19 protein-coding genes are annotated in these 14,899 nt (G+C 64.1%); 7 read left to right on the top strand and 12 right to left on the bottom strand.

Annotated elements, in window-relative coordinates; genetic code table 11:
• Nucleotides 1-5 precede the first annotated feature (5 nt).
• Nucleotides 6-902: an amino acid ABC transporter substrate-binding protein gene (locus UP10_RS23385; protein ID WP_044589608.1), complete on the top strand. Its 897-nt coding sequence runs from the start codon at nt 6-8 to the stop codon at nt 900-902.
• Nucleotides 903-922: 20 nt separating this feature from the next.
• On the opposite strand, the gene UP10_RS23380 is transcribed toward UP10_RS23385, so the two are convergent.
• The 8 genes from UP10_RS23380 to coxB form a co-directional block, all read right to left on the bottom strand.
• Nucleotides 923-1,684, bottom strand: coding sequence for an SURF1 family protein (locus UP10_RS23380; protein WP_044589607.1), 762 nt, complete (start codon nt 1,682-1,684; stop codon nt 923-925).
• Nucleotides 1,681-2,067 carry a DUF983 domain-containing protein gene (locus UP10_RS23375; RefSeq protein WP_044589606.1) on the bottom strand — a complete coding sequence of 129 codons (387 nt, stop codon included), beginning with the start codon at nt 2,065-2,067 and terminating at the stop codon, nt 1,681-1,683. The genes UP10_RS23380 and UP10_RS23375 overlap by 4 nt, the downstream gene beginning before the upstream one ends.
• Before the next feature lie 68 nt (nt 2,068-2,135).
• On the bottom strand, nt 2,136-3,032 hold the full coding sequence (locus UP10_RS23370; protein ID WP_044542943.1) for a cytochrome c oxidase subunit 3: 897 nt from the start codon (nt 3,030-3,032) through the stop codon (nt 2,136-2,138).
• Nucleotides 3,033-3,093: 61 nt separating this feature from the next.
• Entirely contained in the window at nt 3,094-3,723 is a 630-nt protein-coding gene (locus UP10_RS23365) for a cytochrome c oxidase assembly protein (RefSeq protein ID WP_044590063.1), read from the bottom strand.
• 5 nt (nt 3,724-3,728) lie between these two features.
• Nucleotides 3,729-3,893: a cytochrome c oxidase system small membrane protein gene (locus UP10_RS23360; protein ID WP_044589605.1), complete on the bottom strand. Its 165-nt coding sequence runs from the start codon at nt 3,891-3,893 to the stop codon at nt 3,729-3,731.
• A 55-nt stretch (nt 3,894-3,948) separates the two neighbouring features.
• Nucleotides 3,949-4,887 carry a heme o synthase gene (locus UP10_RS23355; RefSeq protein WP_044589604.1) on the bottom strand — a complete coding sequence of 313 codons (939 nt, stop codon included), beginning with the start codon at nt 4,885-4,887 and terminating at the stop codon, nt 3,949-3,951.
• A 63-nt stretch (nt 4,888-4,950) separates the two neighbouring features.
• Nucleotides 4,951-6,576 (bottom strand): cytochrome c oxidase subunit I, encoded by a 1,626-nt coding sequence (gene ctaD, locus UP10_RS23350; protein WP_044589603.1) that lies wholly within the window; start codon nt 6,574-6,576, stop codon nt 4,951-4,953.
• Nucleotides 6,577-6,656: 80 nt separating this feature from the next.
• Nucleotides 6,657-7,496, bottom strand: a complete 840-nt coding sequence (coxB, locus tag UP10_RS23345; RefSeq protein WP_044589602.1) for a cytochrome c oxidase subunit II — start codon at nt 7,494-7,496, stop codon at nt 6,657-6,659.
• A gap of 509 nt (nt 7,497-8,005) precedes the next feature.
• On the opposite strand from coxB, the gene UP10_RS23340 reads away from it, so the two are divergent.
• Nucleotides 8,006-8,539, top strand: coding sequence for an invasion associated locus B family protein (locus UP10_RS23340; protein WP_044589601.1), 534 nt, complete (start codon nt 8,006-8,008; stop codon nt 8,537-8,539).
• Between the two features lie 21 nt (nt 8,540-8,560).
• Here UP10_RS23340 and UP10_RS23335 read toward each other — a convergent pair whose 3' ends face one another.
• From UP10_RS23335 to UP10_RS23325, 3 genes are all read right to left on the bottom strand, one after another.
• Nucleotides 8,561-9,205 (bottom strand): TlpA disulfide reductase family protein, encoded by a 645-nt coding sequence (locus UP10_RS23335; RefSeq protein ID WP_245321827.1) that lies wholly within the window; start codon nt 9,203-9,205, stop codon nt 8,561-8,563.
• A gap of 115 nt (nt 9,206-9,320) precedes the next feature.
• The gene (locus UP10_RS45940) at nt 9,321-9,641 is read right to left on the bottom strand and encodes a DsrE family protein (protein ID WP_245321826.1); all 321 of its coding nucleotides are present in this window, start codon (nt 9,639-9,641) and stop codon (nt 9,321-9,323) included.
• 305 nt (nt 9,642-9,946) lie between these two features.
• A complete protein-coding gene (locus UP10_RS23325) occupies nt 9,947-10,378 on the bottom strand; it encodes a DoxX family protein (protein WP_044589600.1) in 432 nt (143 codons plus the stop codon).
• 137 nt (nt 10,379-10,515) lie between these two features.
• Here UP10_RS23325 and UP10_RS23320 point away from each other — a divergent pair, with 137 nt between their 5' ends.
• A complete protein-coding gene (locus tag UP10_RS23320; protein WP_502692246.1) occupies nt 10,516-10,989 on the top strand; it encodes a winged helix-turn-helix transcriptional regulator in 474 nt (157 codons plus the stop codon).
• Here the strand turns inward: UP10_RS23320 and UP10_RS23315 are convergent.
• Nucleotides 10,986-11,585: a GNAT family N-acetyltransferase gene (locus UP10_RS23315; protein WP_349643975.1), complete on the bottom strand. Its 600-nt coding sequence runs from the start codon at nt 11,583-11,585 to the stop codon at nt 10,986-10,988. The genes UP10_RS23320 and UP10_RS23315 overlap by 4 nt on opposite strands.
• Between UP10_RS23315 and tldD the strand changes: the two genes are divergently transcribed.
• From tldD to UP10_RS23295, 4 genes are all read left to right on the top strand, one after another.
• Complete coding sequence (gene tldD / locus UP10_RS23310) at nt 11,578-13,002, top strand: metalloprotease TldD (protein ID WP_044589599.1); 1,425 nt, start codon at nt 11,578-11,580, stop codon at nt 13,000-13,002. The genes UP10_RS23315 and tldD overlap by 8 nt on opposite strands.
• Nucleotides 13,002-13,772, top strand: a complete 771-nt coding sequence (gene lepB, locus UP10_RS23305; RefSeq protein ID WP_044589598.1) for a signal peptidase I — start codon at nt 13,002-13,004, stop codon at nt 13,770-13,772. Before tldD ends, lepB begins: the two co-directional genes overlap by 1 nt.
• 9 nt (nt 13,773-13,781) lie before the next feature.
• Nucleotides 13,782-14,123: an MmcQ/YjbR family DNA-binding protein gene (locus tag UP10_RS23300; RefSeq protein WP_044589597.1), complete on the top strand. Its 342-nt coding sequence runs from the start codon at nt 13,782-13,784 to the stop codon at nt 14,121-14,123.
• Between the two features lie 110 nt (nt 14,124-14,233).
• Nucleotides 14,234-14,839, top strand: coding sequence for a nucleotidyltransferase family protein (locus tag UP10_RS23295; protein ID WP_044589596.1), 606 nt, complete (start codon nt 14,234-14,236; stop codon nt 14,837-14,839).
• Nucleotides 14,840-14,899: the final 60 nt, after the last annotated feature.

The raw sequence follows: 14,899 nt of genomic DNA, 5'->3' as shown, positions 1-14,899 counted from the left end.
CTGAGATGATCCGCATTCCAACCTTGGCTCTGGCCGTCCTGTCGCTGGCGACGTTCGATGTTCATGCGAGCCAGGCGGCGAGTCCCACCCTGGAGAAGATCAGGGAGCTCGGCAAGATCACCTTCGGTTATCGCGAGGCGTCGATTCCGTTCGCCTATCTGGGAACGGATCAGAGGCCGACCGGGCTCTCGCTCGACCTGTGTGCCGCGGTGGCCGACAAGGTCCGATCCGCGTTGCGGCGGCCGGAGCTCGCGATCGACACCGTCGCGGTGGATGCGTCCAACCGGATTCCGCTGCTGCAGAACGGCACCGTCGACATCGAGTGCGGCAGCACCACCAACACCGCCGAACGGCAGAAGCAGGTGTCGTTCTCGATTGCGACCTACGTCGCTTCACCGCGCTGGCTGGTCGCGGCCTCCTCTCCGGTTACGGAGCTGAAGGCGCTCGAGGGGCAGACGATCGTGGTCACGCAGGGTTCGCTGAATCTCGGGGTGGTCCAGAAGATCATTGCCGAGCGGCAGCTGAAGGTGAAGATCGTTCAGGCCAAGGATCACGCCGAGTCGATCCTGATGCTGCGAACCGACCGCGCGGCCGCATGGTTCGAGGACGACATCCTGGTCGCCGGAATGGTCGCCAACGCGCCCGATCCGAAGGCTTACCGGATGCTGGCGGCGACCTACGCGCCGACCTATTACGGCCTGATGATGCGGCGCGAGGATCCGGAGTTCAAGGCGCTGGTCGATGCCGCGATCAGGGAGAAGATGGCATCAGGAGAATTCGACAAGCTCTACGCCAAATGGTTCGAACAGCCGATTCCACCGAAGGGACTGAACCTGCTGCTGCCGATGAGCGATGCAATGAGGGCCCGCGTCGCAACGCCGAGTGATGCGCTGACGCCGTAGGTCGGCGTGACGCGTCTTGGTCAGTTCGCCTTGCGCCGCTGGCCGCGCCACCAGACGCCGAAGGCGATCACAACCGCAGCGGCCAGCGAGAACCAGGTGATGGCGTACTGCATGTGGTCGTCCTTGAGGTGGACCTCCAGCGGTCCTGGCTTCGGCGTGCCGCTGTCCGGCACCGGCGCTTCCAGATCGATATAGAACGGCGCCACCTCACCCCAGTCGAGCACTTGCGCCATCGCGCGATGGTCACGTGCGAACCACAGCCGTTTCGGCAGATCTTCCTTGGGCGTCAGTGCGCCCGGGGGTTCGGGAAAGCGGATATAGCCGCTGAGCGTGACCGGCGCGCCGGTGACGAGACGGCCGGCAATGCGATCCTCGAAAGCGCGGTCCTGCATCGTGTTCTGGACGAACCCGGTGTTGATCACGACGGTCTCGCCGCTTGCGAGCTTTGTGGGGAGAAACGCCCAGGTGCCGGGACCGCTGATATCCGCGCGCACCGCGGAGCCTGAGCTGTAGACCATCGCATCCGGCAGCTTGGTGTAAGTTGCCGTGAAGGTGACGCGGCGGAATTCATCGTTCGCCGATGTCAGCGAGGGCCATGCGGACGGCTGCGGCAGCGCATCCGGGGCGGTCCCCAGACGGGCGTCGAGCATTGCGATCAGCGCGTGCTTCTCGACCCGGCGCTGCAATTGCCAGACGCCGAGGCCGACAAAGGCCGCGACCATGATCAGGGTGAAAACGCCGAAGCCGGCGGCGCTCGGCCGGCGAGCTGTCGTGTCGCTCATGTCGGGTCGTGCCGGGTCAGCTGGCCTTCGGCGGCCTTGTGGTGGAATTGCAGGGCGATCAGCAGCGACTTCATCGCGCGCAGCGGCAACAGCGTGGTGACGACGATCAGCGGCAGCCACAGCACCGCATGCACCCAGTATGGCGGCTGGTACTTCACCTCGACGATCAGCGCTGATGTGACCACGATGGCGCCGGCCAGCAGGACGATGAAGACCGCCGGCCCGTCGCCGGCATCGATGAAGGCATAGTCGAGGCCGCAACTCGTGCAGCGCTGCGCCAGCGTCAGGAAGCCGGCATAGAGCTTGCCCTTGCCGCAGCGCGGACATTTGCAGGCAAGGCCGCGCAGGGCGCTCTCGGTCACGGTGGGCAGTTTATCCGTCATCAGCTCTCTTCGAATGCAAAAGGGGCGGCCGTTTGGCCGCCCCCTTTCCTAGCACGTCGGACGTGAAGTTAGCCCGCGCCGTGGGCCATGGCTTCGGCGCCGTGACCCCAGACGTAGATGCAGATGAACAGGAACAGCCAGACCACGTCGACGAAGTGCCAGTACCAGGCGGCGAATTCGAAGCCGAGGTGCACCGTCGGGGTGAAGTGCCCCTTATAGGCGCGGATCAGGCAGACCAGCAGGAAGATGGTGCCGACCAGCACGTGGAAGCCGTGGAACCCGGTCGCCATGAAGAAGGTCGAGCCATAGACATTACCGCCGAACGAGAACGTCGCATGGGCGTACTCATAGGCCTGCACGCAGGTGAAGCAGGCGCCGAGGATGACGGTCAGGATCAGGCCCTGCTTGAGGCCCTGGCGGTCGTTCTCGAGCAGCGCGTGGTGGGCCCAGGTGACTGTGGTGCCCGAGGTCAGCAGCAGCAGCGTGTTGAGCAGCGGCAGATGCCAGGGATCGAAGGTCTCGATGCCATGCGGCGGCCAGGTGCCGGGCACGCTGCAGGCACCCATCGCGGTGCCGGCGCCGCAGCCGAACACCGCGTCGCGGGTGGCATGGACCGCATCGGCCGGGAACAGCGCCGAGTTGAAGAATGCCCAGAACCAGGCGACGAAGAACATCACCTCGGAGGCGATGAACAGGATCATGCCGTAGCGGTGGCTGATCTGCACCACGCGGGTGTGGTCGCCCTTGTACTGGGCTTCCTTGATCACGTCGGCCCACCAGCTCGCCATGGTGTAGAGCACGCCGACGGTGCCGATGCCGAACACGATCGGGGCGGCCGAATACAGATGATGCATCCAGCCGACCGCGCCGACCGCCATGATGAAGGCCGAGATCGAGCCGACCACCGGCCACGGGCTCGGGTCGACGAGATGATAGTCGTGATGCTTGACTTGCGCCTCAGCCATTGCCGTCTCTCCATTCGCGTGCCGCCTCAGGCACGTATTCGTCTCAAAATTCCAAGAAAAGCTAGCCGCCCTTGCGCTGATCCGCCTCGCCCGCCGCCACGGGCTTCGGCGCCGGATCGCGCACCGGGAAGAAAGTGTAGGACAAGGTAATCGATTTCAGCGTGTCGTTCTCGCTGTCTTTCGCAAGCTGCGGATCGACATAGAATACCACGGCCATCTCGCGCTTTTCGCCGGGCGCCATGGTCTGCTCGGTGAAGCAGAAGCAGTTGAGCTTCTGGAAGTATGCGCCGACCGTCAGCGGCGCGACGTTGTAGGCGGCCTGTCCGGTGGTGGTCCGCGCCGACTGGTTGGTCACGGTGTAATAGACCGTGACGACCTGGCCGATCTTGACCTCGATCTCGTTGTTTTCCGGCTGGAACTTCCAGGGCAGGCCCGGCGCGACGTTGGAATCGAAGCTGACCGAGATGGTGCGCTCGAGCGGCGCGACAGATGGCGCCGAGGTCGCGACCTGGGTGGTGCCGTTGAAGCCGGTGGTTCGGCAGAACCAGTTGTAGAACGGAACTGCGGCATAGGACGCGCCGACCATCAGCACCACGACGAACCCGCAGATCGATGCGACCACCGCGTCGCGCGTCAGCCCGCGGCGCGACACCTTGGCGCGCGCGGCTTGCGGGGTTGGCTGGTTCGTCATCTCGGTCACAGCGGCCGAACCAGCACGGCCGGCCCCTTGACCAGGGTGACCGCGAAAAACAGCATGACGAGGACGCCGAGCGCGAGCGCAATGGCAATCGAACGCTGGCGGCGGCTCTTGAGCTGCGCCGCGGTGAGGACGATTCCGTCCGGCTCGCGATTCTCGTCCATTGGTAACCCGACTATCCCTTGCGCCCCTTGCGTCCCCATACGCCCCTCGCGCCCCCTATCCCGTGATAAATGGCGCAATTGCGCGGACGACGACCTCGGCGAGGAGAACCGCGAACAGCGCGAACAGATAGAAGATCGAGAAGGCAAACAATCTGCGGGTGGCGCGATTGGCGGCGGTGCCCTCGCGGCGGCGGTAGACGTCGATGGCAAGCCACAGCATGCCGGCGCCTGCCACCAGCGAGGTGATGCCGAAGACCGCATCGAAATAGCCGAGCGGCCATGGTGCGAGCGCGACCGCGACCAGCACGATGGTGTAGAGCAGGATCTGCAGCCGCGTCGCGTCCGGACCGGCGACGATCGGCAACATCGGGATCCCGGCGCGCGCATAGTCGTCGCTGCGGAACAGCGCCAGCGCCCAGAAATGCGGCGGGGTCCAGAAGAAGATGATCAGGAACAGCAAGATCGGCTCGACCGACAGCGAGCCTGTCGCCGCCGCCCACGCCACCACCGGCGGCAGCGCGCCTGCGGCGCCGCCGATCACGATGTTCTGCGCGGTCCAGCGCTTCAGCCACATCGTGTAGACCACAGCATAGAAGAAGATCGTAAAGGCAAGCAGCGCGCCGGCCAGCCAGTTGACGAGGATGCCGAGCGTCATCACCGAGAAGAAGGCGAGCGTGATGCCGAACGTGGCCGCCTCGGCCTGCGTGATCCGGCCGCGCGGGATCGGCCGGTTGGCGGTCCGCGACATCAGGGCGTCGATATCGCCCTCATAGGCCATGTTGAGCGCGCCGGAGGCGCCGGCGCCGACTGCGATACAGAGGATCGAGGTGAAGGCCAGCACCGGATGGACGTGGCCCGGCGCGATCATCAGCCCGACCAGCGCGGTGAAGATCACCAGTGACATCACGCGCGGCTTCAGCAGCGCGATGTAGTCGCCCACTTCGGCCTCGGAAATCCGGGGCAGCTCGATGGCGTTGTGATCGACAACCGACAAGATCAGGCTCTCACTTCTCTTAGAAGCACGGCGCACGTTGGGTGCGCCGCGCTGTCTTAAGGATTACTGCACGCGCGGCAGCACTTCGAACTGGTGGAACGGCGGCGGCGAGGTCAGCGTCCACTCCAGCGTGGTCGCACCCGAACCCCACGGATTGTTCGCAGCCTGTTCCTTGCGGACGAAGGCATCGATCACGCCGTAGATGAAGATCAGGACGCCGACGCCGGAGATGTAGGAGCCGATCGAGGAGACCAGGTTCCAGCCGGCGAACGCATCCGGATAGTCGACGTAGCGGCGCGGCATGCCCGACAGCCCGAGGAAGTGCTGCGGGAAGAACACCAGGTTGACGCCGACGAAGGTGAACCAGAAGTGCGCCTTGGCGATGGTCTCCGAGTACATGTAGCCGAACATCTTCGGGAACCAGTAGTACCAGCCGGCGAAGATGCCGAACACCGCGCCGAGCGACAGCACGTAGTGGAAGTGCGCGACGACGTAGTAAGTGTCCTGCAGCACGCGGTCGACGCCGGCATTGGCCAGCACGACGCCGGTGACGCCACCGAGCGTGAACAGGAAGATGAATCCGACCGCCCAGATCATCGGCGCCTTGAACTCAATCGAGCCGCCCCACATCGTGGCGATCCAGGAGAAGATCTTCACGCCGGTCGGCACCGCGATCACCATCGTGGCGGCGACAAAATAGGCCTGCGTCGCCGACGACATGCCGACGGTGTACATGTGGTGCGCCCACACCACGAAGCCGATGCCGCCGATCGCGACCATGGCGTAGGCCATGCCGAGATAGCCGAACACCGGCTTCTTCGAGAAGGTCGAGACGATCTGGCTGACCATGCCGAATGCGGGCAGGATCAGGATGTACACTTCGGGGTGGCCGAAGAACCAGAACAGATGCTGGAACAGCACGGGATCGCCGCCGCCATCGGCCGCAAAGAAGGTGGTACCGAAATTGCGGTCGGTCAGCAGCATGGTGATCGCACCGGCGAGCACCGGCAGCGACAGCAACAGCAGGAACACCGTCACCAGAATCGACCAGACGAACAGCGGCATCTTGTGCAGGGTCATGCCCGGCGCGCGCATGTTGAAGATCGTGGTGATGAAGTTGATGGCGCCGAGGATCGACGAGGCACCGGCCAGATGCAGCGACAGGATCGCGAAGTCGACCGCCGGTCCCGGATGGCCCGAGGTCGACAACGGTGCGTACATCGTCCAGCCCGCACCGACGCCGTTGGCGCCCGGCTCGCCCTCGACGAAGGTCGAGGTCAGCAGCAGCGCGAAGGAGGCCGGCAGCAACCAGAACGAAATGTTGTTCATGCGCGGGAACGCCATGTCGGGCGCACCGATCATCAGCGGCACCATCCAGTTGCCGAAGCCGCCGATCATCGCCGGCATCACCATGAAGAAGATCATGATCAGGCCGTGCGAGGTCACGAACACATTGTAGGTGTGGGTTTCGTGGAAGATCTGGACGCCCGGATACATCAGCTCGGCGCGGATCGCGATCGACATCGCGGCGCCGATGATGCCCGCGATCACCGCAAAGACCAGATACATCGTACCGATGTCCTTGTGGTTCGTGGAGTAAACGTAACGCCGCCATCCGGTCGGATGGGCGTGATCATCATGTCCGTGATCCCCGGCGTGATCGTCGTGTGTCGCTGCGCCTGTAGCCATGTTCCAAATCCTGCCTTGCAGTCCCTCTCGGACCTCGCGGTCACGTCGCCCTTAGTCCAGTTGCGCGGTAAGCCTTGCGCCTACTGCGCCACCTGACCAGCCGAAGCGTAGGAATTCGCCGGGTTGGTCGCAAATTTCTTCTTCGCACCGTCAACCCAGGTCGCGAATTCCTGGTCGCTGACGACCCGCACCGCGATCGGCATGAAGGCGTGGTCCTTGCCGCACAATTCCGAGCACTGGCCGTAGAACATGCCGGTCTTGGTGGCCTTGAACCAGGTCTCGTTGAGGCGGCCGGGGACCGAGTCGATCTTGATGCCGAAGGCCGGCACCGCGAAGGAATGGATCACGTCGGCGCCGGTGGTCTGGATCCGCACCACCTTGTTCACAGGGACGACCATCTCGTTGTCGACGCCGAGCAGGCGCGGCGCCTTGTCCTTGTCGAGCAGCGAATCGAACTCGAACTTGCCGTTATCAGGGTAGGCGTAGGACCAGTACCACTGCTTGCCGGTGGCCTTGATCGTGATATCCGGCGTCGGTACGTCGAGCTCGAGGAACAGCAGACGGAACGACGGCACCGCGATGCCGACCAGGATCAGCACCGGGATCAGCGTCCAGGCCACCTCGATCAGCGTGTTGTGGGTGGTCTTGGAGGGGACCGGATTGGCCTTGGCGTTGAACTTCATCACCACGATGACGAGCAGCGCCAGCACGAACAGCGTGATCACGGTGATCAGCACGGACAGGAAGTTGTGGAACCAGGTGATGTTCTCCATCACCGGGGTCGCGGCTTCCTGGAGCTTGTACTCCCAGGGCGCCGGCTGCCCCATTTCGGCGAAGGCCGTTCCGCCGGCGGCAAGCGCCATCCCGGCCACCGCAAATCCCAGCAACTGCCGGCCAATCTGGCCAATCGACATCTTCATGCCGCCCGCGCTCCCTTGATAGTTCCCCAACGCACCCCCGGCATATGGCCGGACATGCGGCACGATCCGCCCTGACAAACGGCCTTCCAGACATACCCGTGGTGAAGTCAAGGAGGGTACGGGAGCCAGATCGCTAGAACGCGTCGAAATCCAGCCTCTCAAACCATAATTCGCAGGCGCTCGCAATGCAGTAGTAGGGTCGGAAGCCATGCGCGGGCGACTAATCTGCGACCAGCGAATTTTCCCGCAAATTCAAGCGAAACTCGCTGAAACGCGTGCCGGTGCTGTTGACAGGCGGATTACCGGATGTACGCACAGGCGGGGGTGCCTGCAGAAACCTGATTCGCTGCTGATTGCCCCGATCCGGCGCCGGAATTGCACAGAGATCGCCTTTAAGGCGCCGTCATTGCGGTATCAGTCGCGGTATAGTCGATGGGTCGCGTGCGGCCGAACGGACGGCCGGTCCCGACCGAACATGACGAACCGAACATTCTAGAGGATCGACCCGGATGGGCGCTTCGAACAGTCAGGCAAGACGTCCCGCACCGGCCGGCTGGCTGCACGGCCTGCTTGCCGCGGGCCTCCTGCTCGGCCTGACCCAGGCGGCGAACGCGCAGGGCGCGGTGCGCTCGGTCCATGGCGACTGGCAGATCCGCTGCGACACCCCGCCCGGCGCACAGGCCGAGCAATGCGCCCTGATCCAGAGCGTGGTCGCCGAAGACCGCTCCAATGCCGGCCTGACTGTGATCGTGCTGAAGACCGCCGACCAGAAGAGCCGCCTGATGCGGGTGGTCGCGCCCCTCGGCGTCCTCCTCCCCTCCGGCCTCGGCCTGAAGCTCGACAACCAGGACGTCGGCCGCGCCGGCTTTGTGCGTTGCCTGCCCAATGGCTGCGTCGCTGAAGTCGTGATGGACGACAAGCTGCTCGGCCAGCTCAAGACCGCCAAGACCGCGACCTTCATCATCTTCGAGACGCCGGAAGAAGGTATCGGGTTCCCGCTCAGTTTGAATGGGCTGGGAGAGGGGTATGACAAGCTGCCGTGAGCCCGCGAGCGCGCAGCTCGATCAGCGCGGCGCTTGATCCGCGTCGAGGTAGTAGTTCAGCAGATTCCTGGCGTCCTCCGACGACCAGTCGGCTTCCCCAACCATGTAGCCTTCGATCCGGCCGGACGGGCTGACGATGTATGAGATCGGCATTCCGTAGAGCGGAAACGGCGTGGCGGACTCATCATCGCCGGCGCGTACCATCCGGGCTCGCGGATCGAGACCGATGTCGAGGTGCCGGATACCGAGGCGCCGCAGGAATGGCGTGACCGTCGCGCCGCCGTCGCGATCGGCGGAGACCGCCACGACCTCCAGATATTTGCGGCCCATGGTCTCCTGCAACCGATCGAGACTGGGCAATTCGGTCCGGCAGGCGGGACACCAGGTCGCCCAGAAGTTCACCAGCACGACCTTGCCGCGAAACGCGGCGAAATTCACCGCCGAACCGTCCAGGCGCGTGATCGATACGGATGGCACCATCCGGGCGGGTTGCAGGATCGTGAACTGGTGGCGGACCGTTCCGAACGGCGGCGGTCCATCAGAGAGGGCAACGGCGGGGGAAGACGGGACGGCCGCGGTTGCGATCGCCGCCGAAACGCCGGCCAGCGCCGTGCGCCGGGTGATGACGCGCGCAGACACTGCGAGGGCCTTTCCTTCATCGGTCACGATCGAGCAATCTCCAATCAGAGCGTTTTCGAGCGAAGTGGATACCGGTTCGCGTGAAGAAAACGCGTCAAAACAAGAATCTAGAGCCCCGTTCCGATTCCATCGGAACGGGGCTCTAGGGCCGAAGATAAGTCCAGCCGGCTTCCTGAAGCTCGACCAACCGCGCCACGCCATAGGGAACGACCTGCGTGCCATCGACCAGCGGCAGCGGCCGCCCCTCGTTTTTTTCCATGATCATTTTCGTGTTGCCGCACATGCTGAACACCACTTCGGGATGATTGGTCCGCAGATAGTGCAGGAGATCCTTCACCGGCGAAGTGTCGGCCCTGAACATGTGGACGCCAGGGCCGTAGGCGACGATCTCGATGGCAACCTGCTCGTTCTTCTCGCTGTAGTTCTTGAACGCGTTGAGCGAGTTGGTGATCGCGTGTTTCATGGTCGTCGGATCATCCGAATTGACCTGAAACACGATGCGGTGAAGCGCTGGTTTCTGAACGACCTGGTCGCTTCGATCCTTTGAATTCGCCGAACAGGTTTCGGTCGCGGCCAAGGTCGCAAAAAACGGGATCGCGAATGCCAGGCAGAACATGGAAACGGCAATTGGTTTGCGGCGATACCAGACCACACGATCCATCATACGTACCCAGACTTGATTGATCGCCAGAGCCTTTCCCGTTCCGATGGAATCGGAACGGGGCTCTGGATTCTTGTCTTGACGCGGTTTCTTGGCGCGAAAACGCGCTAGGCGGTCGGCTCGGATCTTTCGCCATGCAGGACGTCATCACCGGCATCGATGACGGCGAAGATCTGGCCGCGCCTGGCGTAGGCGACGATGGCGCTCAGTGCCAACAGCACCAGTGCGGGCACCGGCGAGCCGCCGATCACGAACAGATGGCTGAAGGTCGCTCCGATCATGATGCAGATCAGCAGCAAGGCGCCGAACGCCGCCAGCGACGGCACCAGGATCAAAGCGGCACCGAGCAGTTCCAGCGACCCGGTGAAATAGCGGAACCATTGGCCGAGGCCGATGTGCTGGAATTCCTCGACCAGCATCGGCACGCCGTAGAGCTTGGCCGCGCCGGCGGCGGCGAAAGCAAGGGCGAGCAACCCCCTGACGACCCAGAGACTGGCGGACCTCCAGCGCGGCGGCGCCGGTACAGCAGCAAGTGACATTGATGGCTCCCGATATGTTCAAACCGATCAGGCCGTGCGATCCGCCACCATTCCGTGGCCGCCTCGCGACGGCTTTCAGCACACAAAATTCGGGAGTAAGATGAAAAACACAAGTAGGATGCTTTTTGTGAGGTAGTATGAAAAATATGACTATTGGAAAAAGCGAGGATAAAGGCGACGATATTGCCGCCTCGGCACCATGCGACGGCGACCTGTCCAAGCAATTTCATCGCGCGCTGGCGGTGCTGGCCGGAAAATGGAAGGGCGACATCCTCTGGCAGTTGGTCGAGCGCAAGCGCCGGTTTGGCGAATTGCGCCAATCGATCCCCGGGGTCACGCAGCACATGCTGACAACGCAGCTGCGCGATCTCGAGGCCAACGGCCTGGTGAAGCGCACGGTCTATCCGGAGGTGCCCCCGCGCGTGGAATACGAGATGACGCCGTCGGCCAAAGCCCTCAAACCGGTCTTTGATGAACTGTACCGGTGGGCACAGGAGCATGGCTTTCCGACCGGACCCCACCCCAAGGCGCCGCCGGCCGGTGAGACGAAGCAGCCCAAGGCCCCGGGGCAGGAGCGTGTACCTGCCAGACGCAATGACAAGTTGCTCTAGGCACGCCGAAGCAGGATCCCCATCAGCATCAAGTCGGAATACGCGTCGTCGACGTAAACACCGTTACGCAGACGGCCTTCGAGTTCAAAGCCGGTCTTCCTGTAAAGCGCGATCGTATTCGAGTTGTCCGCCCGCACCGACAATTCGACACAGTGAAATCCGAACTCTTTTGCTGCGTCGAGCGCCCGCCCGATCAGCCTGCTTCCGAGTCCCTGGCCCCTGAAGTCCGGCAACAGGCCCATCCCCAGGACGCCGACATGGGCGTGAACCGGCCGCGCCTTGCGCATCACGTCGCACCAACCGACCACATCATTCTCCGATAGGGCGACAACTTGCGGAAAGCCGTTGTCAATGTTGTCGCGGACAAAGGCGCGTGTCGCTTCGACCGGGGCAGCCTCGAGAAACGACAAATAGCGCCGTTCCCGAGCAACCGTGTCGAGGGCCCGGTGGAAGCTCTCCACATGTTCGTCCCGGATCGGAACTATTTCGATTGTATCCATGATCTCGCCAAGGTGTTGCTCTGGCCCCTCGCGGAACAGCCGATAAACCACTATCTTGGATCGAATATTCCGACAACGGACGGACCTGATGACCAATCTCGCCACAACCTCCCTGCTCGACCGCGCCAAGCTCGACCGCGATGCCGTCCGCCGCGAGGTGGCGCGCGGGCTTGCGGGCGCCGACGATGGCGAATTGTTTCTCGAATACGGGCAGAGCGAGGCGCTGGTGTTCGACAATGGCCGGCTGAAGCAGGCGACCTACGACACCTCGCAGGGCTTTGGCCTGCGCGCGGTCAAGGACGACGCGGTCGGCTATGCGCATTCCTCCGACGTGTCGGTGCCCGCGCTGATCCGCGCGGCCGACGCGGTTGCGGCGGTGCGCGGCGGCTATTCCGGCTCGTATGCGGCCGCGCCCGCGCATACCAACGTCAAGCTTTATGGCGACGAGAACCCGCTGGACGGGCCGGCGTTCGAGGCCAAGGTCAAGCTGCTCGGCGAGATCGACGCTTATATCCGCGACAAGGATCCGCGGGTGCGGCAGGTCTCGGCGAGCCTGATGGCGAGCTGGCAGGTGGTCGAGATCGTGCGGCCCGACGGCGAGAGCTATCGCGACATCCGCCCGCTGGTGCGCGTCAATGTGTCGGTTGTTGCAGGCCAGGGCGACCGGCAGGAGAGCGGCAGCATGGGCTATGGCGGCCGCGAGGGTTACGCGCGCTTCATCGAGACCAAGGCCTGGCGCAACGCGGCCGACGGCGCGCTGCGCGAGGCGCTGGTCAATCTGGAATCGGTTCCGGCGCCCGCCGGCGAGATGGACGTGGTGCTCGGCTCCGGTTGGCCCGGCGTGATGCTGCATGAAGCGGTCGGCCATGGCCTGGAAGGCGATTTCAACCGCAAGCAGACCTCGGCCTTTGCAGGCCTGATGGGCAAGCAGGTCGCGGCCAAGGGCGTCACCGTGGTCGACGACGGCACAATGGCGTCGCGCCGCGGTTCGCTCTCGATCGACGACGAGGGCACGCCGACCAACCGCACCGTGCTGATCGAGGACGGCATCCTGGTCGGCTACATGCAGGACCGCCAGAACGCCCGCCTGATGGGCATGAAGCCGACCGGCAACGGCCGGCGGCAGAGCTACGCCCATGTGCCGATGCCGCGCATGACCAACACCTACATGCTATCGGGCGACCGCGATCCGGCCGAAATCCTCGCCTCGGTCAAGAACGGCATCTACGCCGCTAATTTCGGCGGCGGCCAGGTCGACATCACCTCGGGCAAATATGTGTTCCAGTGCACCGAGGCCTACAAGATCGAGAACGGCAAGCTCGGCGCGCCGCTGAAGGGCGCGATGCTGATCGGCAACGGGCCGACCGATCTCCACAGGATCACCATGATCGGGAACGATCTTGCGCTCGATACCGGAATCGGCACCTGCGGCAAGAACGGCCAGGGCGTGCCGGTCGGCGTCGGCCAGCCGACGCTGCGGATGGAACGGATTACGGTCGGAGGAACGGGCTAGTGAGCAGCGGAAACGAAACAGTGGCGGCCAAGCCGTCGACCTGGCGCGGCCAGGCCGTGCAATTGGCCGCGATCGTCGCCGTCGTGTTCCTCGCCAAGGGCGCGATCGCCGAGCCGTTCTACGTGCCGTCAGGCTCGATGGAGCCGACGCTTTTGATCGGCGACGCGCTGGTGGCCTCGAAATATCCTTATGGCTACGGCGCAGCCTCGCTGCCGATCCAGATCACGCTCCCGGAAACCGGTCGCCTGTTCGGCGAGACGCCGAAGCGCGGCGACGTCGTCGTGTTTCGCTGGCCGGGCGACCGCTCGCAGGCCTGGGTCAAGCGCGTGGTCGGCCTCCCCGGCGACCGCATCCAGATGCGGCAGGGCCAGCTCTTCATCAACGACCATCCGGCAGCGCTGAAGCCCGATGGCACCGGCTTTGCCGAGGACGACCGCGGCGGCGGCGAGGACGCCTACCGCTATGTCGAGACGCTGCCGAACGGCGTCGACCATGCGATCTTCAAGATGCACGACAACGGCCGGCTCGATAACACGGCCGAGGTGACGGTGCCGCCCGGAAAACTGTTCGTGCTCGGCGACAACCGCGACAATTCCGCCGACAGCCGCGTGCCGGTGCGCGACGGCGGCGTCGGCCTGTTGCCGATCGACAATCTGATCGGCCGCGCCGACGCGGTGGTCGGCTCCTGGGACATGGGCATCCGCAGCCAGCCGATGTGGACCTGGCTCTCCGGCTTCCGCCTCGCACGGTTTTTTACCTCGGTGCATTGAGCTGACCACGTGACCTTCGACGACGTCAGAAAGTTCGTGCTGGCGTGGCCGGAGGTCGAGGACGGCACCTCCTACGGCACGCCTGCGCTGAAGGTGCGCAAGAAGATGCTGGCGCGGCTCAAGGAGGACGGCGACAGCCTGGTGATGCCGGGCGTGCCGCCGGACGAGCGCGACATGCTGGTCGAGAGCCAGCCGAAGGTGTTTTACTTCACCGATCACTACCGCGATTACCCGATCGTGCTGATCCACCTGTCGAAGGCGAAACGCTCAAGCGTCGAGCCGCTGCTGCGCCGGCACTGGCGCACGCTGGCGTCGAAGACGGCGGTCAGGGAATTCGACGCGCGGGGGTAACCTCTATCCGTCATTGCGAGCGAAGCGAAGCAATCCATCGTGCAGCATATGCGGGACCATGGATTGCTTCGTCGCTTCGCTCCTCGCAATGACGGTTGAGGCATGGACGCATGACGAAAGACGAATTCCTTACCGCGGCGCTTCGCAATCCGGCGAACGAAGCGATCGCCGACGAGCTGCATCGCCTCGCCCTGCCCGACGCCTGGCTCGTCTCCGGCTGCCTGGTGCAGACCGTGTGGAACGTGCTGACCAACCGGCCGGTCGACCACGGCATCAGCGACTATGACATCTTCTATTTCGATCCCGATCGATCGTGGGAGGCCGAGGACGCAGTGATCCGCGGCTTGCACGATCGCCTCGGCCACCTCGGCGTCGCGATCGAGGCGCGCAACCAGGCCCGCGTCCATCTCTGGTATCCCGACAAGCACGGCCTGCCCTACCCGCCATTGTCGCGGTCGACCGACGGCATCGATCGCTTCCTTACCCAGAACACCCGCATCGGCATCCGCCGCACGGTGGAAGGATACGACGTCTACGCACCCAATGGATTCAACGATGTCGCCAACCTGATCGTGCGGCCGAACCGGACCGCGAATTTTTCCGCGGCGAACTACGCGACAAAAGCCGCGCGCTGGAAGGCGCTGTGGCCGGAGATCACGGTGCTGGCGGCCGTCGTCCCGGCGAAGGCCGGGACCCATAGCCACCGAATTGAGTAGTTGAACAAAGCCGACACCGCTTGTGCCCCTTCCACGGGCCGCGGCGTATGGGTCCCGGCC

This window comes from Bradyrhizobium sp. LTSPM299 (assembly GCF_000938235.1).
In the GTDB taxonomy this organism is placed as follows: Bacteria; Pseudomonadota; Alphaproteobacteria; order Rhizobiales; family Xanthobacteraceae; genus Bradyrhizobium.
The sequence above is the reverse complement of the archived record's forward strand: the minus strand, read 5'-3'. Positions and strand labels throughout refer to the sequence as shown.

What these genes read in the sequence shown, in the direction of transcription:
- UP10_RS23385 (WP_044589608.1), top strand. Translation starts at nt 6, where the DNA reads ATGATCCGCATTCCAACCTTGGCTCTGGCCGTCCTGTCGCTGGCGACG.
- UP10_RS23380 (WP_044589607.1), bottom strand. Translation starts at nt 1,684, where the DNA reads ATGAGCGACACGACAGCTCGCCGGCCGAGCGCCGCCGGCTTCGGCGTT.
- UP10_RS23375 (WP_044589606.1), bottom strand. Translation starts at nt 2,067, where the DNA reads ATGACGGATAAACTGCCCACCGTGACCGAGAGCGCCCTGCGCGGCCTT.
- UP10_RS23370 (WP_044542943.1), bottom strand. Translation starts at nt 3,032, where the DNA reads ATGGCTGAGGCGCAAGTCAAGCATCACGACTATCATCTCGTCGACCCG.
- UP10_RS23365 (WP_044590063.1), bottom strand. Translation starts at nt 3,723, where the DNA reads ATGACGAACCAGCCAACCCCGCAAGCCGCGCGCGCCAAGGTGTCGCGC.
- UP10_RS23360 (WP_044589605.1), bottom strand. Translation starts at nt 3,893, where the DNA reads ATGGACGAGAATCGCGAGCCGGACGGAATCGTCCTCACCGCGGCGCAG.
- ctaD (WP_044589603.1), bottom strand. Translation starts at nt 6,576, where the DNA reads ATGGCTACAGGCGCAGCGACACACGACGATCACGCCGGGGATCACGGA.
- coxB (WP_044589602.1), bottom strand. Translation starts at nt 7,496, where the DNA reads ATGAAGATGTCGATTGGCCAGATTGGCCGGCAGTTGCTGGGATTTGCG.
- UP10_RS23340 (WP_044589601.1), top strand. Translation starts at nt 8,006, where the DNA reads ATGGGCGCTTCGAACAGTCAGGCAAGACGTCCCGCACCGGCCGGCTGG.
- UP10_RS45940 (WP_245321826.1), bottom strand. Translation starts at nt 9,641, where the DNA reads ATGAAACACGCGATCACCAACTCGCTCAACGCGTTCAAGAACTACAGC.
- UP10_RS23325 (WP_044589600.1), bottom strand. Translation starts at nt 10,378, where the DNA reads ATGTCACTTGCTGCTGTACCGGCGCCGCCGCGCTGGAGGTCCGCCAGT.
- UP10_RS23320 (WP_502692246.1), top strand. Translation starts at nt 10,516, where the DNA reads ATGAAAAATATGACTATTGGAAAAAGCGAGGATAAAGGCGACGATATT.
- tldD (WP_044589599.1), top strand. Translation starts at nt 11,578, where the DNA reads ATGACCAATCTCGCCACAACCTCCCTGCTCGACCGCGCCAAGCTCGAC.
- UP10_RS23295 (WP_044589596.1), top strand. Translation starts at nt 14,234, where the DNA reads ATGACGAAAGACGAATTCCTTACCGCGGCGCTTCGCAATCCGGCGAAC.